We start from the raw sequence: 20,702 nt of genomic DNA on the forward strand, positions 1-20,702 counted from the left end.
GCGGTTAGATTACGCTCTTTGTTTTGGATGCCTATGGGTTAGCCAACCGTTATCCAGGTACCATTGAGCCAGTTCGATTAACCCATCTTTATCTTGATGACTGGGGGCAAAATTCAACAGTGTTTGCATTTTGCTGGTATTAAAAGACCGATCTTTGGTGTAGAAAGCTAAACGCCGCCGATAGATTGGCGGCTCTATCCCTAACGGACGAAAGATGAGTTCACACAGATCGGCCAGGGCAAATAATGGGCTGGCTGGTAAGCTGAGAAATCTTGCAGAGACTCGATAGTAGTTGCCAATTAAGCCGACCATCTCTCGAAAGGTAATAGCTTGTTGACTGCCACAAATAAACACTTCACCAATAGCCTGGGGGTGAGTTGCAGCGTGAATAAAGAAATTAGTTAAATCATCCACATGGACAAAGTGCAACAGATTACTACCGTTGCCAATGGCAGGCACCCAGCCCTGCATCACCATCTTGTAAATCTTTAGTAGTCGCTTTTCTCCAGGTCCATAGATGCCCGCTGGACGCACCACAGTCACGGGCAAGCCTGATTGTTGACCAAAGTCCCTAATCCAGATTTCACCTTCTAGCTTGGTTTCTTGATAAATATCTCCTGGTTTTAGGGGACAGTTCTCGTCACCAGGAGGCTCATCCACATGACCATGGACGCCAATGGTGGACACATGAACAAAGCGACGGAAGTCTGGCTGTTCTAAGGCTGCTTTTGCCAGGAGCTGAGTGCTCAAAATATGGACATTGTGATAGCCAATGTCTGGTGACTTTGCTTCCCGAAAAGGGGTCACCATGTGAAAGGTATAGTTCACATTTTGGGTGGCGGCAGTAACTAAGTCTGGGTCAAAAACATCGCCTTGAAACCATGTGACTGGCAAGCCTTCAAAGGGCTGAAGGTTGGAAGTTTTACGGGCAATGGCAACAACCTCGACCCCTTGCTGTATCAGCTTTTTTACCAAATTTGAACCGGTAAAACCAGTGGCCCCTGTAACCAGGGCTCGACTCCCAGATGGCAGTTGGTACTGAGTGCTTTCCATATATGTTTGAATATGCGAGTTTAATCAGTCAAAAGATTACCTGAACCCTCTAACGCTTCTGGAATTTAGCAATCACAGGTGAACCCAATAATCGCGTTAACCCTAGCAGTCGGGGTGCTTTCTCTAATAGCGAAGAGACTTTTGGCTTCCCTAACGTACGATGAAGCACCATCGGCCAAAAGAATTGAGCATAGCGTTGACTTGGGTGCCAGCCGATAGACTCGCAGTGGTCAATAATTTCTTGTTCTTGATAACAAACAAAGGGACGGGTATTGCCTTCTAAGCCTTTTTTGAATTTGAAGAGGGCGGGTGCGATCGCATTTACACTACGCACCGTCGGATAGTCCACAATAACAGCCTTACCAGCCACTCTGATAAGCTCCCTGAGAAACTGCTGCCACTGGGTCACATGGGCCAAAAAGCGATAGCTAATCACCACATCAAAGGCATTATCTGAGTAAGGCATATCCAGCACATTGCCTACCTGAAAGGCGCACTGCCTCTGGTCAAGATAGTTCTGAATTCGGGCCTTACAGATCTCGGCACTCCCCAGCACAGTCACGTCATATCCTTGCTCTATCAGGACTTTGGTCAACTGACCGTGACCACCTCCCACATCTAGCACCTTCGCCCCTGGGTAAGCGGCCAACATTTTTAAGGTGGCCGCTTCTTGTACCTGTAATAGCCACTCACCAATGGCCCCAGCAAACCGAGAAGCATAGTCCTCAGAGGATGTTTCGATATCGGCAGTTTCAGGAAAACCGTCAGGAGCTAGCGTGTTTTGAGTTGCCATGGGTGGGGGTGAAGATGGCTGGACTCTCCCCCTAAGGGGTACTCCCCTTAGGCACCCCACCCTGAGGGTAATTTGATTGCGCATAAAGTGCCAGGGTGTCTCTAGGCTACCGTAGGGTTGCCAGCTCACGGCTGGATTGAGCAAACTCGATTTTATGTAATGCCCCGGTTTGTGGCCATCAAATTCTCCCAATCGCATGAGACCATATCTACCTGGGCGAGAAACTTCTAAACTCAAGGGCAACGGATCCGTACCTAGCAAAACGGGGCGTCCTTGCTGCTCTACTTGCGAGAAATACGGAGGCCTTAGCCAAAATTGAGGTCGCCCACTGTTATCTCCCAGAAATAGGGGGGATAGGGATTCCTGTTGGAGCAGATGGGTAATTAAATTTCCTCGTTTACCAACCCATTTGCCCACTCCCCAGGGCAGTACAGCAATGCCTCCAGCCGCTTGAATGGCTTCAATAGTGGCTTGGGTCGATAACCCATCGGGGAAGGTGCGATCGCAAATTAACGCCGCCACTTCTAACTTTTCAGCCGTAACAATTTGTCGACCCGCCACCAGATAAAGGGTTCTACCTTGAGTATCAGTAGCTCGCAAAGACAAGGTTTCTGCGGTCGCATGAAAGGTCCAGCGATGGGAAGATTCACCCACATGTGTCACTAGGGACTGAAACCAGTTGTGAGATTTACTCTCCGTCAGCAAGAGCACACCAGTAAACCCAGCTTGATGCCCAGTCTGACTGTAAAAATTTTGCCAGGCTGAGTCTAGGAATGTATCGATATTAAAGCAGTCATAAATATGAACATGGGTGTCAATCAGAATAGGCTGACTGCTGGTTGAGGGGAAAGTTTGAGGGTTGGCTCTATTGACTTCAGCGTTGGTTAGAGAGGTCATAGGATTAATCAGTGCTCAGAAGGATTTGGCTGTTCTAGCTCAATCGCATCATGTAATAGTTACTGTTCAAGGCGGGATGTCTTATGTTTTTGCTGCTGCCTAAATGATTTCCACTGAGATAATCCCCACAATAAAAGAACCGTATAGGTAAGCTCAAACGTCAGAAAGAAGAGGTGGATGGAATTGAATAGACCATGGGAATGGTGCACCGCTGGAAACAAAGGGACGGCGGACTGAAACATCTGATCACTAACAGGCCACAGTAACGGGATACCTGAGCCTCCTTGGGTAAAAAAATCTAGAACCAGGTGAGAACAGTAGATAACCAGGGTGAGGGCAAAGATTCTGAGGTACTTAATAGCAGTCCTATTGCTGGCTAATTTGCTCACCATCAAGCTAAATATAAGCGCAAAGATCAGACTGTGGGTAAAGCCGCGATGGGTATTGATCCCAGCCACAATTTTGGGCAGAAAATCAAAATCTGCTGCGATCGCAACAAAGACCGCATATAACGCCAGAGGTAAAACGCTATGAACTTTAGGAAACTCCAGCCCTCTGGCGATGGCATAACCAGAGACGGAATGGGCAATAGGAGATGGCATAGGTTAGTTAAATAAAAGATAAATAAAGCAACAGATCAGGTTTTGAACACAGCTACACGGTGACAACATCTCGACTAGACGTTTTATCTCCAGACATTAGACCTTCGATTTCTGCTTGGGTTTGAGCATAGCTCCAACCTAGCTCTTGAGCCATCGTTTCTCCACAAAGGCGAATCATGGCATCACTAGGGACACCAGCCGATCCCAGATCAGTGCGGCGGAAAATCACATCCTTTAATGTTTGAGCCATTTCTGTCTGTACGGCATGACGAACTTGAGCGACAATCGCTTGGGTTGAGTCTGCGCTTTGACCTCTAAAGATATCCGAGTAAACACAACCATAGTTGTAGACAAGATGCCGCACTTCAGAGGGATTTAGCTGACTATGGTCTTGTTCAAGAATCTGTTGAATAAAGTCTTCAATATTTTCAATGGATCCACCTACCAGTGTTGTACTGGCTGAACGTGAGGGTGGGGGTGTCTGCTCCCAGGTACGGAATAAATAATCCACAACCTTTTGGGCCACGTCTCGTGAGGTGGTGTATTTAACACCGGTCACCGATAACAGGCCTCCATAGCCCTCAGCGGCATGGTCCCGAATACAGTAGCGTTTTGCCAGCCGAGGTTCACCACTGCTAGAAAGGCCTATTTGTGGCAGTAACCCACCATGGACAAAGGCCACATCCTCTCTAGTCAGTTGAGCAGGTCGGTAGGCTTGGTTAATCTGTCGCAGCAGGCTTTGGATTTCCGCTTCGTCCACATGCCAACTATCGGGTGACTTGTCACATACACTGTATAGTGTGCCGATCATGGATGTGCCACGCCAAGGTGCTACAAATAGCATCCGAGATTTTTGCTGTGTCTTTTGGGTAACCATGCCTTCAGGTAAACTTTGCAAGGCAATGGCGTAGGGTGTCTTCAACAGCGGTCGACGCAGCACCACATTCCAAGCCTTAGCAAATGCCTGGGGTGATGGAGGCTTAGGCAATCGTGCTAAGACCTGGTTCAGCCAAGGTCCGCTGGTATTGATAACGGCTTTGGCTCGAACATCAAATGATTCATGGGTGAACGCATCTTGGGCAACAATGCCTTGAATCCGATCCCCGGTCTGTAAAAAATCCGTTGCTTTGACATAGTTCGCAACAGTGGCCCCTTGCTGAACGGCTGATTGGATAAAAGCTAATGTCAAGCGTTCAGAATTATAAACTTGGGCATCGTGGAAGGTGGCTGCGCCCGTTAATCCCTGTGTTGTAATCTCGGGTACTTGTTGCTGACACCATTGCCGAGAAAGAACCCGACCCGGAGGGATATGCTTTTGGGGATCGCTCAAGTGTTGGTTGCGATCGCAACTAATTAAATCATTGAGCTTCAATGCAACAACCATGGCCTCTTTCCCCTTCAGACCATGCCCATAGGTAGGCACTAAAATCGGCAAGGGATGAACCAAGTGGGGGGCAATACGCATCAACGTCTGCCGTTCTTGAATAGACTGCCGCATGCGTCTAAAATCGGCAGTTTGCAGATAACGTAATCCACCATGAATGATCTTGAGACTGTTGGCCGATGTGGCTGCCCCAAAATCAGACTTGTCAATTAGAGCAACTGACAAACCCCGTAATGTGGCCTCCCAAGCAACACAGGCACCCTGAATTCCACCCCCGAGAACCAAAAGGTCAAACGATTGATTGGATAATGCCTGTAAGTTTCTCTGCATAATTGTGCCCGTGCTGCTGTGAGCCTCAAATCAACCTAGTTGAGTTACTGACCAGAGACTCTCTTAACCAGAGGACCCTCTTAGTAGCTATTGGAAAGATTAGAGGGTTGAATTTCACCTAATAATTGAGTCTGTAGCCAGTCATATAGCCCAGTCAATTTATCGGAAAATGCCTCATAGGTATGTTGCTTTGCAATCAGGGCTTGAGCTTTAATTCCCAGCTGCTCCCTCAACTCTTGATCTTGCATCAAGTGCAACATTCCTTGGGAAAAGTCCTGGGCTTCAGGCGCTGCAAGTCTAGCCACCTGATGGTTAAGCACCTGAGTATGGGTGGGTAAATTAGTCGCCAATAAAGCCTTACCGCTATCCAGGTAGGAATATAACTTCATAGGCGTATTATTACCCTGGGTACGGGGAGAAACCAGAATATCAGCCTGAGCTAAGTAGTACGCCAAATCTTCTACGGGGCGCTTACCAATAAAGTGTACGCAAGCGTCAATCCCTAACTTTCGAGCATATTGCTGATAGTGCTCAATATGCTCAGACACGCCACCAATAACGACCAGATGGACTTCATCCATCTGAGCTACAGCTAGCTTAAAGCTATCTAAAAGTAAATTGATCCCCTGATATCGTTCCAGGTTGCCCACATACATTAACAGGGGGCCTGTGATTTTATAGGTCTTTCTTAACTGAGTTAACTGCATTGGTAAATCCCCTTTTTTGATAGAAGCAAACACAAGCAAACACAAGCAAACACAAGCAAATCAGCTCTAGCGAGACTGATGTAGCAGTGAGATATCAGGAATTACAACAACTTTCTTGTTCGGGCTGTAGCGCTGCACCTCAGTAGCCAATGCCCGACAAACAGGAATAACAGCCTCTGCATTTTTCACAGCCGTCCCCTCAAATGCACGCAGCAAGGTCTGGAAAAACCGTAACCTGGGGTACTTATCAATTAGCTGACCTACAAGGGAGGAATCCATATCGTAAACGTACGGAATACCAAAGACTTTCTTTATAAATAACGCAATAAAAACAGCTTCTTCACCCGCATGGACAAGGTCATACCGCCCAGTCCTAGCCAATTGAACTGCCTTGATGAATACAAAAACGTCGCAGAGCAACTTTTTTCCAGAAAATCCAGGACGAATATTTCGAGTGAACCTGAATGATGGGGTGCGATGAATTCTCACATTTGTGTAGTACACATCCTTGCCTTCGGCAAATGTAATAACATCAATGTTTTCACCACGACTTGAGAGAACTCTCAGCACAAGGTCAACTGCGATAGGGGTACCCCTTGCCTGGTAAAAGGGATGTGGAGCAAGCATCAAGATGTTCATCGAAACTCTTCTATGCTCGAATGTTGTTAAAAACGGACAATCACACCGAAAACACAAAACCAAAATAAGCCCTACGAGTTATGACCTCACTAGGGACTAATTTTTAACGTTTCTATTATGCTGTTACGTAAAAATGGATACAGACAATCGAGAGGACTAAGTCCGCTGGATATTGAATCCATTACTTAACAACATTTCCAATAAGAAGCTAGAACCCAATTGGAAACAGTTGGTACTGCCTACAGCTCCTAAAGTCTAGGATGGTACTCCTACTTTACGGACCCTCGTAAATTTTCGGATATGTAACCACGAATATATCCATATATACGTAGTTTTTTCAATAGCTGGATAGGCTTCATTTATGTAATATCTATATTTTGAAGACCTGATTAAAGATTGTGTGAGCTTGGTTCAATTAAGTGAATAAGCTTGCATACTTCTAACTTGGTTTGCCCTACAGCTTGCTCGCTATGATTGATCCTATGATGGTTAGGCTAACATAGCCACCTGGAGCTCCATGGGTTCTCCCCGCATACACCCAGATACCATCGATGATGTGCGCCAGCGAGTGGACATCGTTGATGTGGTGTCCGAACATGTGGTGCTCAAAAAGCAAGGCAAAGACTTTACGGGCCTCTGTCCGTTTCATGATGATAAGTCCCCTAGTTTCAGTGTCAGTCCTTCGAAACAGTTTTATTACTGTTTTAGCTGTGGCGCTGGGGGAAATGCTTTCAAGTTTTTGATGGAATTGGGGCAGCAATCGTTTGCGGAAGTCGTCTTGGACCTGGCGCGACGGTATCAGGTCCCTGTCAAAACCTTAGAACCTGCCAAACAACAAGAGTATCAACGCAAAGTCACCCTGCGGGAACAGCTGTTTGAAATTCTGACAGTGACCGCTAAATTTTACGAACACGCCCTATATCAGAGTGCTGGGCAGGAGGCATTGGCCTATTTGCGATCGCAACGCCAATTTAGTGATGACATTCTCAAGCACTTCACCTTTGGCTATGCCCCCGATGGCTGGCAACCCCTCTATGGTTATCTGGTGGAACAAAAAAACTATTCAGTCAAACTGGTGGAACAGGCCGGTCTGATTTTACCTAATAAAAGAGGTACGGGTTACTATGACCGTTTTCGCAATCGGGTCATGGTCCCCATCCATGATCCCAACGGACGCATTATTGGTTTTGGGGGACGCTGTCTTGGGGATGAAAAACCCAAGTACTTAAACTCACCGGAGACCGAGCTGTTTGATAAGAGTAAAACTCTGTACGGGTTGGATAAGGCAAAGGGGGCGATCGCAAAGCAAGACCGCGCCATTGTTGTCGAAGGCTATTTCGATGTGGTTGCCCTCCACGCGGCAGGGATCACGAATACTGTGGCCTCTTTGGGGACTGCCCTTAATGCCGGACAGGTGAGACAGTTACTGCGCTACACCGAATCAAAGCAAATCATTTTTAATTTTGATGCTGATGCTGCCGGGGTTAAGGCAGCACAGCGAGCGATTGGTGAAGTTACTGAAATGGCTCACCGAGGTGATGTGCAGCTACGCATTCTCAACATTCCTGACGGCAAGGACCCCGATGACTACCTGAAAACCCATGTCGCTGATGAATACAATGCCTTAGTTGATGCCGCTCCGCTGTGGCTCGACTGGCAAATCCAACAAACCCTACAAAATGTAGACCTGAAACAGGCCGACCAGTTTCAAAAAGCATCCCAGGATATCGTCAAACTGCTGGCCGACATTGCCAATGCCGATACTCGCACCCACTATATTCGCCACTGCGCCGAAATCTTTAGCCAGGGTGATGCGCGACTAGTGCCCCTGCTGGCCGAAAACTTTTTAGCCCAGGTACGCCGTCAGCGACGCTCCCCAGACGACGCACCTCAAAAGTTTAAAGTCGCCATTAAAAAGAGTGCGCTGGAAGAAGCAGAAGGGTGGCTTTTACGGGTCTACATTCACATGCCGAAAAATCGCCAAGCGGTTAAACAGGCTCTGGAAGAACGGGATTTGCAACTGAGTTTTTCCCATCATCGTGCCCTCTGGCGCATGATGATGCAGTGGCAGACCGCCGATGAGGCTCAACCTGACACATCCCCCATGCGCCTACTGGAGCAGCTCCGCAATTTAGCCTCAGAATCCACCGGCCCCCTTTCCCAGGTTCATCACCTGCTTTATCTCGATGAAAAGACGCAGCGTGATATTCTCCGTGCCCCTCTAATTATTCGAGCATCCGTGGCCTGCATGGAGAAAACCCTGTGCGAAAAGCGGTATCGTTACTTTCTAAAACTGTGGGAAGAAACTGACTTAGAAACTCAGCCTGATGAATGCGCCTACTATCAAAAGCAAAGCTATGCCGAGAAAAAGCGGATCGCTGAACTAGAGCAAGAGCGGCAGGTCGCTTTTGAAGATTTGGCCAGCTTACCCTGGGTTGGTGAATTTTATGGTCAGTTGGATGGATAAGCGGTGATCGAGCTGCAACGGTAGCCATAATTATTACGCACGGCTCCCTTGGAATAGACGCCCCCAACCGCTCCCAGGGCCTTCAACCTCAAAACGAGCACCTAAATTTTTATAGCTGTAGTGGCGATAGGACCCATCGGTCGAACCAGGATAGCCACCATTCACCAAGTCCATCTCTCCATAGGGGTCGTGGATAAACATGCCACTGTCGTCGTAGCCCACTGCCAAAATCATGTGACCACCACCACGGGGGCTACTGACAGGCCCCTTGTGCAACACACCTAAAACGACCGGACGACCTGCATCAAGTTCTTTTTTGACATCATTCATGGAAAGCGTAGTGTGCCATGCCGACTCCACCCCCAGGCTTGACAGTGCTCTAGTCTGAGCGCCATGATCCGTAGTGTCTCCGTAGGTTTCTACTTTAGGTAAGTAGAAATTGAGGTCTGCATTTTGGTCTTCGCCACATTCTTCCCAGAGGGCCGTTTTCATGTAGAGTGCGCCCATCCAACAGCTGGCGGTATTACACGTCCGATGCGCTTGGGCCGCGTTGTCACGCTGGGAAAAGTACATGACCGGCAGCTTTTTACCTTTCTTGGCAGGCTTAGGGGCGGGTTTTGCGGGTGCAGGCTTTGCGGGTGCTTTGGCGGGGGCAGGCTGGGTACTCTTAGTTGCTGACGCTTTAGCTGCTACTGGAGCCGTTGCGTTAACCTTAACGAGCCCCTGTTGCTGCAAGCGCTTTAAAATTCCGGCTGCCCCCATTTCAGGGGTCTTCTTTGCCAGGACATTGGTGCTGCCCCACACCCAAGTGGACTGGTTACCTGAACCATCTTGAAAGCCATTCCAAAGGTCAAATCCCCAGAGATAGGCGGCTACAGTGCGAGTAGTTGCTTGGTGATATTTTTTGTCAATGAGAACTTCTGCCACTTTCTTTTCAAAGAGGGCAGGCTCGCGGAAATTCCATTCTTTGTAATGCAAAATGCCAGCAAACCACCAGGGCACAGTGGTTGATTTTTCCACAGCATCATAGTGCGATCGCAAAGCCACCAATCGATTAGTCACCCCCTGCGCTAACCCTAAAGACTCTGACCGTACTGTGCATCGGTCAAACGCTTGTTGATACTCTGCATAAAGGTCCGCTTTTAGTTTTTGACTCATGATGCGCTGTCTAGCCAGGGGATTTTGTGCCATATTACCCAGTTCTCTGGCGATTTTCATCGGTAGTTAGCAGTACTTGATTTTATGCTGACAGCCCAGGGCAATCTAGCTCGAAGGCTTAAACAAGAACGGCTATGCCTGATCAAGATCTGGGAGTGTATGGCGAGCAACTAGTGGAGACCTGGCTGATGCAGCAAGGCTGGGAAATTCTTTATCGACGATGGCACTGTCGCTGGGGAGAACTAGACCTTGTGGCCCAGGGCTACAACACCCAAGGTGGCCAGCTGAGTAGCGAAATGCTGGCATTTGTAGAAGTGAAAACGCGCAGTCGGGGCAACTGGGATCTGGATGGGCTATTATCCATTACCCGCGCTAAGCAGCGAAAACTTTGGACCACGGCTCGCCTCTTTCTCACCCGCCATCCGCATCTGGCTCAGTTGCCGTGCCGTTTAGATGTGGCATTGGTTAGCTGCCATGGGAAGGCAACACAAACAGCCAGGGCTCAGCTAAAACTGCCGGACGGTGCGCGATACCTGGTGCTACAAGATTATTTGGTCAATGCCATTGAAGGATGGGCTTAACCCCCACCCTCCATGAATAATTAATTACGCCAGGGTTTCAGGGCAATAGCCTAAACCTTGAACAAACTGCTTGCGAAATTCTTCAATTTCGTAGCGGTCAGGTTTGCCATGGGAAACAACAGCGACCTGGTAACGACGCATGACATCTACGGATGTTTGGCCAGTTTCCAAACCCCATAACGCCATCCGCACGCGATAACCAGGTTTGGAACGACCGCCCAATTCATCTAAAAAAGCTTGAAAGTTCGATGCCGTATCCGGAGAGACACTTTCATGCAGCCTAACCCGAATAATCCAGCCATCGATACGATGAATAACACTTAAGAACTCTAACGGGAGCTGAGTGAGGCGATGTAGCCTTTCAACAACTCGCAGAACAAGACTGGCATTGGATAAATAGTAAACGTAATCCATAGGTATAAAGCGGTGCTACAGTCTAGATCGTTTGAATCACTTAGGCAGCCGGTCCCTAGAAATCCATCTAATAGTCTGGCATTAAATCCCTCGGCTTAGTAAGGCCGAAAACACGCCTTTATCAAAAATCAACGGTATTTCATCTGATGTTCTTTATAAACTATGTCTCCATCTAATAGCCGTCAACCATCCCATAGTCAAGAATTGATCGATCAACAGCAGGCAAACAGCGATTATTCCTTGATGGCTTATCAATATGAACTACCGCCAAGTTTGATTGCACAGGAACCGGTTATACCCCGAGATCACTCTCGCTTAATGGTGATCTCATCAAACACCGATCACCAGCATGCCTATTTTAAAGACTTGCCTAAGTTTTTGTGTGCTGGAGACCTCCTCGTGATTAATAATACGCGAGTCATTCCGGCAAGAATGTATGGATACAAACCAAGTGGGGCGAAGGTTGAAGTTTTATTACTAGAACCCCGTATCCCACCCCATCAATGGTTGGCACTGGTCAAACCAGGACGACGCTTAAAACCAGGGAGTTCAATCTATTTTGGCCCAGATTTAGAGAACCCTCTGCTAACGGCCAGGGTAGAGGATTGCGATCTCGACACCAACGGTCGATTACTCACGTTTGAAACCACAACGGATACCCCCATCGACAAACTTATGGACGCTTTCGGGGAAGTTCCGTTACCGCCTTACATCACCGACTCCCATGCGGAGCCGGACCAATATCAAACAATCTATGCCCAAAACCCCGGTGCCGTGGCAGCTCCTACAGCTGGTTTGCACTTTACCCCAGAGGTATTTCAAGCGCTGGAAGAAAAAGGTGTGCAGCGAGCTGAAGTTACGCTGCATGTAGGGTTGGGCACCTTTCGCCCGGTAGAATCAGAAGCGATTACTGACCATAAGATGCATGCAGAATGGGTTCATTTACCCCAAAGCACAGTCGATCTGATTAAAGAAACTAAAGCACGAGGTAACCATGTTTTTGCTGTCGGCACTACGACCACTCGCACCTTAGAAGGCGTGGTTAACCAGGAAGGCAGTCTCAAGGCGTACCAAGGTGCGGTTAATTTATTTATCTACCCTGGCTATCAGTGGCAAGTGGTGGATGGATTGATCACTAATTTTCATTTGCCTGGCTCCAGCTTGCTGATGTTAGTGAGCGCACTAGTGGGCCGTCAGCGACTGATGGATCTTTATCAAGATGCGATTAAACAGGCCTATCGCTTCTATTCCTTTGGTGATGCCATGGTGATTTTGCCGGATGTTTATCGTTTAACTTAGGGAACTCAAAAATAGCCTGTTCGTCATTCTCCATGTCCCCCATGGAGAACGTGCCGTCGTACGAGCTTCTTTTGAAGTTATGTTTCGAGGCCGTTCTCCCTTTCTTACCATGGCTTGCAGAACATTTCAGGACGGTACTGCATGCATCCCTAAAAGATCAGGTTTCTTTCCATCAATACAGGTTTACTATGGTGGGTGATATTGGCTTGCAAGCCAGCACTGATGCGATCGCACCGCTATGACTCCAACGGCTCACTCCGATTCAGGTACTGAGAATCCAGTAATTGGCACAGTCAAGGGCCCTGGCGAAGATGGCAACCAATATGTCTTTATTACTGCCGATAACAAGCGGGTCAAAATCGGTGAATTTGTCTTTTATGCCATCGAAGCACCCGATAGTAATGGCTCCTGGGAAATTTTAGGGAAGATTTCTGACCGTCGACTCATTGATCATCTACCGGATCGGATTTTTGCTGACACACAAATTAGCCCAGATACCATTGCCTCACTGATTGGGTTTGCGTATCCCAACCCAGAAATTTATGAGGTCACGGTGGATGTTATTGGCTACTTCCATCCGGCCCTTGGGTTTATTAACCCTCGCATAACCCCAGATCCAGGGGCCAAAGTCCATATTGCAGCAGATAGCCGCCTACAACAGGTCGTCAATAAAAAGCAGCCAGGCGAGGTGGGATCTGCCCAAATTGGTTCTCTACTACTGCGTCCTGGCGGCAGTGTCCCCGTCGCCCTGGACGTGAAAGAAATTGTCAGTACCCACATGGCTATCCTGGCGGGGACGGGCTCAGGCAAAAGCTACACAGCCGGTGTCCTCATCGAAGAATTTTTGCAGCCCTATAACCGAGCAGCGGTGCTCATCTTCGATCCCCATGGAGAATACAGTACCCTAGCAGAAATGCGAGGTCATTCAGCCTTTCATGACAGCGATGGCTATGCCCCTAAAGTCCAAATTCTCACACCTGAAGATATTCAGATTCGGATGTCGTCCCTGGACTATTACGATATTCTGACCCTACTGCCCGAGATGAGTGACCGTCAACAGTCCATACTCAACAAAGCGTTTACCATTTTGGGTAAACATAAACGGGGAGACTACCGGTGGAATGTAAATGATCTCATTGCAGCAGTCTACGAGGCTGACACCACAGCTGATGATGAGGGCAATGACAAGGTGGGCTCGTCTGCGCCTGCGTTGGAGTGGAAGCTGGACCGTCTAGCTCGATCTCCTTACTTTCATCAGATGAACCACATGGCCCCCCGCGATTTATTTGAGCCGGGGCAGGTGACCGTCTTGCAGATGAACGAAATCAGCCAGGAAGAACAGCAGGTTATCTGTGCAGCGGTGCTACGTCAGAGCTACCATGCGCGCATCAACACGGCCCGCGATAAAATCGAAGAAGGTGATGAAAACTATTTACCTTTTCCTGTATTCGTCTTGATCGAAGAAGCCCATCGCTTTGCCCCAGCCAAGGAACCATCTCGTTGCAAAGCAGTGCTCCGTACAATTCTCAGCGAAGGTCGTAAGTTTGGCTTGGGTGTGGGATTAATCACCCAACGGCCCGGCAAGCTTGATTCTGATGTGCTCTCCCAGTGCATGAGCCAGTTTCTTATGCGCATTGTGAACCCAGTGGATCAAGAAAGTCTGAAGTATGGTGTAGAAGCTGCTGGGCGCGATTTACTTAAGGAGTTACCAGCCCTCACTAAGGGGCAGGTGATTATTTCTGGAGCCTGTGTTAACACTCCTGTCCTTTGTCAGGTACGTAAACGCCTTACTCAACATGGTGGTGAGACTCTCAACGCTCCCCAAGAATGGCAGGGATATTTTCAAAAGCATCGACTACGCACGCAACAAATTAAGTCTGCACCTGTGGCAGCTAAGCCTAAGGCAACTACCTTTAAAGGGGTGAGTATTGAGTAAGAGTGGGTTCATAAACAAATACTCAGCAGCCTGAGGAGTCTTTGACGTCCACCATCGTCGATTATCGGTTAACCGACGCAGCCTTAAGCGAATCATGATCCCATAGACCGCTCCTTCATGGTTTTCAGGTAACATCTCATAGTCTCGGTACAGATGTCTGGCCTTATCTAACCAAGATAATGTTCGCTCAATTACTCACCGATAATGCGCAAGAATAAAACTCTCTCCTAGTTTTGTTGTAAGTTCTAAAATACAGTGATAAACCTGTTCTATAATCTCTCCTAAGACTCCCAGAATTAATATCCATAGACTCTTGCAAGGGTGAGTATTGAGTGAGCTTGGCCATAGGCCTTTCTGGGTTCTTCAGCTCCAAAATTCGTCTAAATCGACTTCGGCTATTTCCTGCTGTACTTCCTGAAAGTAGCTGCTGGCAGTTAGGGTGGCGACTTCCTCTTGCCGCTGCTGCTGATCGATTTCAATTTTTAGCTCGGCCAGCTGGCGTTTTAGCTCGTCTTCGCGCCGCTTGCGTTCCGTAATGTCTTGGACAATGCCCTCATAGTAGAGCACTTGACCTTGGGAGGTGCGAACGGCTCGGGCGTGGATTTGGGCCCAAATAATACTGCCGTTTTTGCAGTAGCACTGATATTGAAACCCGGTAATGCTGTCTTGCTGGTCGATTTTTGCTTGAAAGTCTGCCCGTTTTTCTGGATCAACATACAGCTGCGTACCAATGTTGGTAATGCTATCGATCATCTCTTGGGGAGAGTCATAGCCATAGATGTTGGCTAGGGCTGGGTTGACATTGATAAAACGGCCTTCAGGGCTAGATTGAAAGATCCCCTCCAGGGCGTTTTCAAAGATGCTGCGGTAGTTTTCCTCGGCAATGCGGATAGTCTCAAAGGACTGCTTCAGCTGCCGAGTCATTTTGTTAAATGAGTTGGCCAGGGTATCAATTTCGGCAATAAAACTGGACTTCACCTGCGGGTCTAGATGGCCTTGGGCCAAGCGATCGGAGGCTTGAGATAGCCGTAGAAGCGAACGGGTGATTCGACGGGCCGTCAGCACGCTTAAGGCAATAGCAACCAGCAGCGCTAGCCCACATAGCAGGATGGTATTGCGGGTGTTGGCATTAATCTGGCCCATAAAATCGGCTTCGGGCACAACGACCACAATCAGCCAATCGAGACCAAACCCATCTTGGAACGGCAGCACTTCTAAAAATTGGCGTTTACCGTTGAGCTGTAGCTGTAGCTGCTGAACTTCGGTCACGTTAGTAAACCCATTGAATCGCTGGGCGAGGTAACGGGCCGTATCTCGGACTAACTGATCGCTGCTATTGATAGCTAGCAGGGGGGTGGCAGTATCCCCATCGTTGACCATCAGGGGTTCATCGGTTGAGTTGGAAATCAGCTGCCCCTGGCGATCGATCACAAAGGCTTGCCCGGTTTGCCCGATTTGTAGGCTTTGTAAAAAGGTTCTAAATTCCTCTGGGAGCACCACATCCGTTGCACATACTCCCAGCACATCTTTGCCGGAGCGATCATACACAGGGAGGCTGGCAGTAATATTGGGTAGCCCAGTGGTAAAGGCAATGTAGATATCTGTCCACTGGGGCCGCTCGGCCAAGGCTGCCGCTTTATACCAGGGACGTTGGCGAGAATCATAGGGTGTATCTGCCTGCCATAGAAAGTTAGTGCGTTCTCCCCGGACATCTAAGCTGTAATATCGGCGCAGTTTTTGGGTGGCGGGATTACTATAAGTTAGCTGCAGTGCACCATTCTCAGGTGATCGCAACACTCCAAAAAATTCGCCACTGCGGGCGCTACCGCAGTAGGCCAGGGCAATGGTGGGGGCAATCCGCATCTGTTGATAGAGCTGGGTTTCACCAAAGCCTGCTCCGTCTACATCCAGTATGCCTCTGGCAAAGGCGCTGGCGTTGAGTCGATTGATCTCGTGGGGGGTTTCAAAATAGCTCTGTAGTTCTTGTTCAATCCGGGCTGTGACCTCATGGCGTAGTTGGATAGCCAGCCCATTCACGGCCTTTTGACCATTGCGAAAGGACAGATAGCCCACTAGACCGACGGCTCCGACAATTTGGCCAACAAACAGCACAATCAAGACCACTCGTAGGGGCAGATTGTTGGGCGACTGCAGGCGAGCTGGTAGTTTCATGGGGTATCTACCAGCTATCCACATCGTTGCCATCAATCCAGGCTTGCAGCTCTCGCTCAGGCTTGGCGGCGTTAAATAGATGTAAGCCAAAATCTGTAGCTAAGGCTTCACAAACTTTGATGCCCCGGACGCTGTTGCCTTTGGCATCTAGCGGTGGGGAAAAAGTGCCTATGCCCAGCTGCTTGGGCACTACGGCTAAAATACCGCCGCCGACACCGCTTTTGGCCGGCATCCCCACTCGATAGGCCCATTCGCCAGAGGCATCGTACATGCCGCAGGTGAGCATCACGCTAATTACGTCTTGTACATAGTGCTCATCAATGGCGCGTTCTTGGGTGACAGGGTTGATGCCGCCGTTGGCCAAGGTGGCGGACATCATGGCTAAATCACGGGCGTTGACCATGATCGAGCACTGCTGAAAGTACAGGTCCAGGGTTTCGTCAATTTTGTCGCCCACCATGCCAAAGTTGAGCATCAGGTAGGACATGGCACGGTTACGGTAGCCAGTGGCCTTTTCGGATAAAAAGACAGGCACATTGATGTCGTGTTCTCGACCGGTGTAGCGCTGAAACATGGCCAGCATGCGCTTGAGTCGTTCGGTGCTGCTGCTGCCTTTGATCAGGTCTGTGGTTGCGATCGCACCCGCATTCACCATCGGGTTATAGGGGCGATTCGTTGCCTCATCCAGCACAATGGCATTAAACGCCTCCCCTGTCGGCTCTACACTCACCTTGCTATTCACATACTCACGACCATGATCTTCTAGGGCTAAACCAAACACAAACGCCTTAGAAATCGACTGAATCGTAAACAGCTGGTCACACTCCCCCACTTCAAACACCTGACCATTTTGGGTGACCACACAAATCCCAAACCACTCCGGCTTGGCCAGCGCCAGTTCAGGAATATAGTCAGCTACAGCACCGTCGTTAATGGCTTGAAACTTTTCGTGTAGCTCGGTCAAATAATTGCGAAACGGGGAGGTGACCGCTGTGATTGAGCTGGCCAGGGACTGCAAATCTCCGATGTCTGACATCCTGGCTAATCCCCTACGATTTGCTGGGCGACTTTACGAAATTCTTGACTGACTGGATGCTCCGGGTAGTTCACACAAAATACCCCTTCACTCGCCAGCTGGACGATGTCCTCAGATAGAGGAAACAGACCTGCTACGGTTTCACCGTAGGTTTCCTCCACTTTTTGCTTGAGGGCGTCCATATTTAAGCTGCTATAAACCTTATTGATCGCCAAGAGCATTTTACGAACCTTGAGCTGTCGGGCCACATCGACAGTCACTGCCGTGCCCTGATAGTCCTGTTTATCGGGACGCAAGATCAAGATCAGCACGTGGGAAATGGCAATGGATAAAAAGGTTTCTTTAGATAGCCCTGGGTGGGTATCGATGAATAGATAGTCAAGTTTTAGCGTCTTGACTAAGCTACGAAAGCCATCGTTCATCAGCCTGACATCGTAGCCATCCTTGAGAATGCGGGCAATATCATCGGCCCTGACACTAGAAGGAACCAAGTAAAGCTTGCCATCGCCAGCCACACCCAACTTTTCACCCACATCATAGGCGGCATCTTCAATAGAAGTTTCCCCCCAAAGATAATTATTTAGGGTTTTGTGGGTGTGCTCAGGCTCTAGACCAAATAGGTTATGAATACCAGGGGAAGGCACATCAGTATCCACAATACCGACGCGATTACCCTGGAGGGCGATAGTGGTCGCTAAATTAGCAGTAAAGTTGGATTTACCAGTACCGCCTCGATAAGAATGTACCGAAACAACTTTGGGCATACCTGGGAAATTATGTTGGAAGCTTCTCAAGAAAATACCAGATATAAATCTGCTATCAAAGAAAATGCCAAATTCCTTAGTAAAGCACCTCCTGACCCTGTGTTAGATCTTCATGACATCAGGCAGAGCTACCCCTGTTAGCAGAGCCTGGACCAGGGGTAGCTCCGTCTGCTTCAAGATGGCAGGAATATTCCCAAGGCGCGCAGAGGAGTGCAATCCTCTCCCCAAGGACGATTCCTGAGCGTCAACCCAGCCCTGGCCAAAATTTATGGCTATGACTCTCCCCAGGAAATGATTGAACAAATCACTAATATCGGTAAACAGCTATACGTTGATCTAGAGCGGCGAGCCGAATTTAGAGAACTGCTAGACCAACAAGGCTTTGTCAAAGACTTTGAATATCGCTGCTATTGCAAAGATGGCGATATTATCTGGACTCAAATCGATGCTCGTTCTGTAAAAGATAACAACGGTAATGTGCTGTATTACGAAGGCATTGTGCAAGACATTACCGAGCGCAAGCGGCGCGAAGATGAACTCAAACGGCAATTAGAAGAGTTGCAAATCGAGATTGATCACAAAAAACGGGAAGAAGAAGTTAAAAGCCTGACTTCAAGCACCTACTTTCAGGAAGTACAGGAGGAGATATCAGATGTCAACCTAGATGAATTCTGGAGCTAGAGGTAGGATTTAAGGGAAAAACACTTCAGTAGTCAACTTAAGAGCCGGAAGAGCCGGTATAAGACAGCACGGGCTGCCAAACGTCCTGACTGTGCCGCACCATTCATATAGCCCTGGTATTCATCACTGGTATGTTCTCCAGCAAAGATTAAGTTCCCCACAGCAAACTCTTGCTCCTCTTCCCCTTCAATATAGACATAATCTTGCATAAACCCGGTGTACTGCCCTGGTTGCCAGCAGGCATAACTTCCCAGGGCATAACTATGGGTTGGCCAGTGTAGGCGAGTTGCTTTGCCATTCCAGGCTGTTGCTAAACCAGGAATTAGATCATTGAGCATTTGTGTATAGATTCGAGCATTTTCGCGAACGCTATAACGCTTGCTCTCAAATCCAACATTTCCCCCTAAGTAAAAGGTGAGAGATCCTGTTTCTGTTTCTTGAAGTTGCGTGGTTTCAAAAAAGGTTTGGTAAGGAAGATTGGTATGCCCCACCCCACTTAATTTTTGTTCTCGCCAAATAGATTTGCTGTACCCCGTAGCGACTTTGACATTATTGGCATAACCTACTTGATGAATGAATTGACGTAGGGATCGAGGTAGGTCCAACTGTAGCGGAATGCGGCGAAGAACGCTAAAGGGAATGGCAAGAATAACAATATCCGCCTCGACATCCCTGTAGTTAAATGTGAGTCGGAATCGTTCACCCTGGCTGCGAATAGAAGTCAAGGTCATTCCTGTTTCAATTTGGCCTTGCACCTGTTGGGCAATCGCGTCAGTGATGGCCTGAGTCCCATTTTGGACAAGGTATCGTTCGTCGGAGTCTCCCGTCGCTTCGACGATTCCGTCTTCGTTGACACTGGGAATCAGCCAAACTAAATTGAGAGCAGTGATCTCGTCAGTTTCAAGTCCCATCTCTGCCACCATAACAGTCTCAATAAACTCTCGCACCCATCCTGAAATGCCAAGGCGATCGCAATAGTCAGAAACCGAGAGGGCATCCAGTTCAACGCTAACCGTATCCCAATCTTCATCCAGCCGCTTGGCATCAACGGCAATTCGTTCGGCAATGGGGATCAGTGCTTCTCCCAGTTCGGCCTCAGAAATCGTGCGCCCGTCGAAATAATACAGATTCTTCAATGCCAGCTCATCGGGAGTAAAGCGATCGATCAGGGGAATATTCAGTTCTTCAGCCAGGGCGATCATATCCTCATGATCGCTATTGATATACTCGGCTCCGAGGTTCACCCAGGCATTTTCTCCAATGGCATCGTGTACTGTATACATCCTGCCCCCGACACGGTTCGAGGCTTCGTAAATTGTGGCGCGATGGCCTGCTTTTTTTAATTGGTAAGCGGCATTAAGTCCGGCAAGGCCTGCCCCCACAATCACAATTTTCGGAGGATTAACGGCCTGGGCAAGCACGACATTTCGAAACCCTTGACTCCCATTGGCCAGCATTGTCCCACCTCCAAAGGCAGCAGCTGTTTTCAAGAATTTGCGTCGTCCCAGTCTGCCTTTCTTTTGATTTTTTTGGAGTTCATACAGTTCATCAATAGGCATTCGGTAAAGCTTCGCAAGAGTTGCAGACCTCAGAGCGCGAGAAAACAAGCTAAATAGAGGAGTCCGTGCCATATCCTGTAGATTTCTCCAGTAGATTTGGTTTAAAGAAAAGCTAGATGTGAGAAAGATAAACTAATTTCAGCCAAGTCAAGAGATAGTTGAGTTAGTATTTAATTACATAAGAAAATGCGGACCAATAAAATGATCCGCATTGGCAAACATCAAAGAGT

General features: G+C 48.4%; 16 protein-coding genes and 1 pseudogene. 5 read left to right on the forward strand and 12 right to left on the reverse strand.

Translation table 11 applies throughout. From position 1 onward, the window contains the following. Positions 1-9: 9 nt before the first annotated feature. The 6 genes from U2F10_RS27605 to U2F10_RS27630 all read right to left on the reverse strand — a co-directional run bounded on the left by U2F10_RS27605 (position 10) and on the right by U2F10_RS27630 (position 6,405). Positions 10-1,053, reverse strand: coding sequence for an NAD-dependent epimerase/dehydratase family protein (locus U2F10_RS27605; protein WP_499873874.1), 1,044 nt, complete (start codon positions 1,051-1,053; stop codon positions 10-12). 49 nt (positions 1,054-1,102) lie between these two features. After that, positions 1,103-2,743: a class I SAM-dependent methyltransferase gene (locus tag U2F10_RS27610; RefSeq protein WP_499873876.1), complete on the reverse strand. Its 1,641-nt coding sequence runs from the start codon at positions 2,741-2,743 to the stop codon at positions 1,103-1,105. A 59-nt stretch (positions 2,744-2,802) separates the two neighbouring features. After that, positions 2,803-3,345: a metal-dependent hydrolase gene (locus U2F10_RS27615; protein ID WP_163663727.1), complete on the reverse strand. Its 543-nt coding sequence runs from the start codon at positions 3,343-3,345 to the stop codon at positions 2,803-2,805. 52 nt (positions 3,346-3,397) lie between these two features. Continuing rightward, complete coding sequence (locus tag U2F10_RS27620) at positions 3,398-5,059, reverse strand: glycerol-3-phosphate dehydrogenase/oxidase (RefSeq protein WP_499873877.1); 1,662 nt, start codon at positions 5,057-5,059, stop codon at positions 3,398-3,400. Positions 5,060-5,139: 80 nt separating this feature from the next. Beyond that, positions 5,140-5,766, reverse strand: a complete 627-nt coding sequence (locus tag U2F10_RS27625) for a glycosyltransferase (protein WP_499873878.1) — start codon at positions 5,764-5,766, stop codon at positions 5,140-5,142. Positions 5,767-5,832: 66 nt separating this feature from the next. Further along, on the reverse strand, positions 5,833-6,405 hold the full coding sequence (locus U2F10_RS27630) for a glycosyltransferase (protein WP_499873879.1): 573 nt from the start codon (positions 6,403-6,405) through the stop codon (positions 5,833-5,835). A 517-nt stretch (positions 6,406-6,922) separates the two neighbouring features. On the opposite strand from U2F10_RS27630, the gene dnaG reads away from it, so the two are divergent. Further along, positions 6,923-8,872, forward strand: coding sequence for a DNA primase (dnaG, locus tag U2F10_RS27635; RefSeq protein WP_499062198.1), 1,950 nt, complete (start codon positions 6,923-6,925; stop codon positions 8,870-8,872). A gap of 33 nt (positions 8,873-8,905) precedes the next feature. Here dnaG and U2F10_RS27640 read toward each other — a convergent pair whose 3' ends face one another. Continuing rightward, positions 8,906-10,090: a C39 family peptidase gene (locus U2F10_RS27640; RefSeq protein ID WP_499873880.1), complete on the reverse strand. Its 1,185-nt coding sequence runs from the start codon at positions 10,088-10,090 to the stop codon at positions 8,906-8,908. A 74-nt stretch (positions 10,091-10,164) separates the two neighbouring features. Between U2F10_RS27640 and U2F10_RS27645 the strand changes: the two genes are divergently transcribed. Then, complete coding sequence (locus U2F10_RS27645) at positions 10,165-10,611, forward strand: YraN family protein (RefSeq protein ID WP_499873882.1); 447 nt, start codon at positions 10,165-10,167, stop codon at positions 10,609-10,611. A 24-nt stretch (positions 10,612-10,635) separates the two neighbouring features. On the opposite strand, the gene U2F10_RS27650 is transcribed toward U2F10_RS27645, so the two are convergent. Further along, positions 10,636-11,025, reverse strand: a complete 390-nt coding sequence (locus U2F10_RS27650) for a hypothetical protein (RefSeq protein ID WP_006517587.1) — start codon at positions 11,023-11,025, stop codon at positions 10,636-10,638. Between the two features lie 243 nt (positions 11,026-11,268). Here U2F10_RS27650 and queA point away from each other — a divergent pair, with 243 nt between their 5' ends. Next, on the forward strand, positions 11,269-12,324 hold the full coding sequence (gene queA / locus U2F10_RS27655; protein WP_499868753.1) for a tRNA preQ1(34) S-adenosylmethionine ribosyltransferase-isomerase QueA: 1,056 nt from the start codon (positions 11,269-11,271) through the stop codon (positions 12,322-12,324). Positions 12,325-12,562: 238 nt separating this feature from the next. Continuing rightward, a complete protein-coding gene (locus U2F10_RS27660) occupies positions 12,563-14,260 on the forward strand; it encodes an ATP-binding protein (RefSeq protein WP_499062196.1) in 1,698 nt (565 codons plus the stop codon). Between the two features lie 363 nt (positions 14,261-14,623). Here U2F10_RS27660 and U2F10_RS27665 read toward each other — a convergent pair whose 3' ends face one another. Genes U2F10_RS27665 through U2F10_RS27675 form a run of 3 tightly spaced genes read right to left on the reverse strand, consistent with a single transcriptional unit; the run spans position 14,624 to position 18,232 of the window. Then, positions 14,624-16,432 carry a PAS domain S-box protein gene (locus tag U2F10_RS27665; protein WP_163697909.1) on the reverse strand — a complete coding sequence of 603 codons (1,809 nt, stop codon included), beginning with the start codon at positions 16,430-16,432 and terminating at the stop codon, positions 14,624-14,626. Positions 16,433-16,439: 7 nt separating this feature from the next. Beyond that, positions 16,440-17,468, reverse strand: a complete 1,029-nt coding sequence (glsA, locus tag U2F10_RS27670) for a glutaminase A (RefSeq protein ID WP_499868166.1) — start codon at positions 17,466-17,468, stop codon at positions 16,440-16,442. A 5-nt stretch (positions 17,469-17,473) separates the two neighbouring features. Then, positions 17,474-18,232, reverse strand: a complete 759-nt coding sequence (locus tag U2F10_RS27675) for a MinD/ParA family ATP-binding protein (RefSeq protein WP_163663707.1) — start codon at positions 18,230-18,232, stop codon at positions 17,474-17,476. Positions 18,233-18,445: 213 nt separating this feature from the next. Between U2F10_RS27675 and U2F10_RS27680 the strand changes: the two are divergent. Then, positions 18,446-18,913, forward strand: a pseudogene (locus U2F10_RS27680) (PAS domain-containing protein); the annotation flags it as partial. Between the two features lie 32 nt (positions 18,914-18,945). Here the strand turns inward: U2F10_RS27680 and U2F10_RS27685 are convergent. Further along, complete coding sequence (locus tag U2F10_RS27685) at positions 18,946-20,544, reverse strand: flavin monoamine oxidase family protein (protein ID WP_499873883.1); 1,599 nt, start codon at positions 20,542-20,544, stop codon at positions 18,946-18,948. Between the last annotated feature and the right edge of the window lie 158 nt (positions 20,545-20,702).

Origin of the sequence: Leptothoe sp. EHU-05/26/07-4, assembly GCF_043421015.1 — a bacterium.
GTDB lineage: Bacteria > Cyanobacteriota > Cyanobacteriia > Phormidesmidales > Phormidesmidaceae > Leptothoe > Leptothoe turfae.

What these genes read in the sequence shown, in the direction of transcription:
- U2F10_RS27640 (WP_499873880.1), bottom strand. Translation starts at nt 10,090, where the DNA reads ATGAAAATCGCCAGAGAACTGGGTAATATGGCACAAAATCCCCTGGCT.
- U2F10_RS27625 (WP_499873878.1), bottom strand. Translation starts at nt 5,766, where the DNA reads ATGCAGTTAACTCAGTTAAGAAAGACCTATAAAATCACAGGCCCCCTG.
- U2F10_RS27645 (WP_499873882.1), top strand. Translation starts at nt 10,165, where the DNA reads ATGCCTGATCAAGATCTGGGAGTGTATGGCGAGCAACTAGTGGAGACC.
- U2F10_RS27650 (WP_006517587.1), bottom strand. Translation starts at nt 11,025, where the DNA reads ATGGATTACGTTTACTATTTATCCAATGCCAGTCTTGTTCTGCGAGTT.
- glsA (WP_499868166.1), bottom strand. Translation starts at nt 17,468, where the DNA reads ATGTCAGACATCGGAGATTTGCAGTCCCTGGCCAGCTCAATCACAGCG.
- queA (WP_499868753.1), top strand. Translation starts at nt 11,269, where the DNA reads ATGGCTTATCAATATGAACTACCGCCAAGTTTGATTGCACAGGAACCG.
- U2F10_RS27630 (WP_499873879.1), bottom strand. Translation starts at nt 6,405, where the DNA reads ATGAACATCTTGATGCTTGCTCCACATCCCTTTTACCAGGCAAGGGGT.
- U2F10_RS27620 (WP_499873877.1), bottom strand. Translation starts at nt 5,059, where the DNA reads ATGCAGAGAAACTTACAGGCATTATCCAATCAATCGTTTGACCTTTTG.
- U2F10_RS27660 (WP_499062196.1), top strand. Translation starts at nt 12,563, where the DNA reads ATGACTCCAACGGCTCACTCCGATTCAGGTACTGAGAATCCAGTAATT.
- U2F10_RS27685 (WP_499873883.1), bottom strand. Translation starts at nt 20,544, where the DNA reads ATGGCACGGACTCCTCTATTTAGCTTGTTTTCTCGCGCTCTGAGGTCT.
- dnaG (WP_499062198.1), top strand. Translation starts at nt 6,923, where the DNA reads ATGGGTTCTCCCCGCATACACCCAGATACCATCGATGATGTGCGCCAG.
- U2F10_RS27610 (WP_499873876.1), bottom strand. Translation starts at nt 2,743, where the DNA reads ATGACCTCTCTAACCAACGCTGAAGTCAATAGAGCCAACCCTCAAACT.
- U2F10_RS27615 (WP_163663727.1), bottom strand. Translation starts at nt 3,345, where the DNA reads ATGCCATCTCCTATTGCCCATTCCGTCTCTGGTTATGCCATCGCCAGA.
- U2F10_RS27605 (WP_499873874.1), bottom strand. Translation starts at nt 1,053, where the DNA reads ATGGAAAGCACTCAGTACCAACTGCCATCTGGGAGTCGAGCCCTGGTT.
- U2F10_RS27675 (WP_163663707.1), bottom strand. Translation starts at nt 18,232, where the DNA reads ATGCCCAAAGTTGTTTCGGTACATTCTTATCGAGGCGGTACTGGTAAA.
- U2F10_RS27665 (WP_163697909.1), bottom strand. Translation starts at nt 16,432, where the DNA reads ATGAAACTACCAGCTCGCCTGCAGTCGCCCAACAATCTGCCCCTACGA.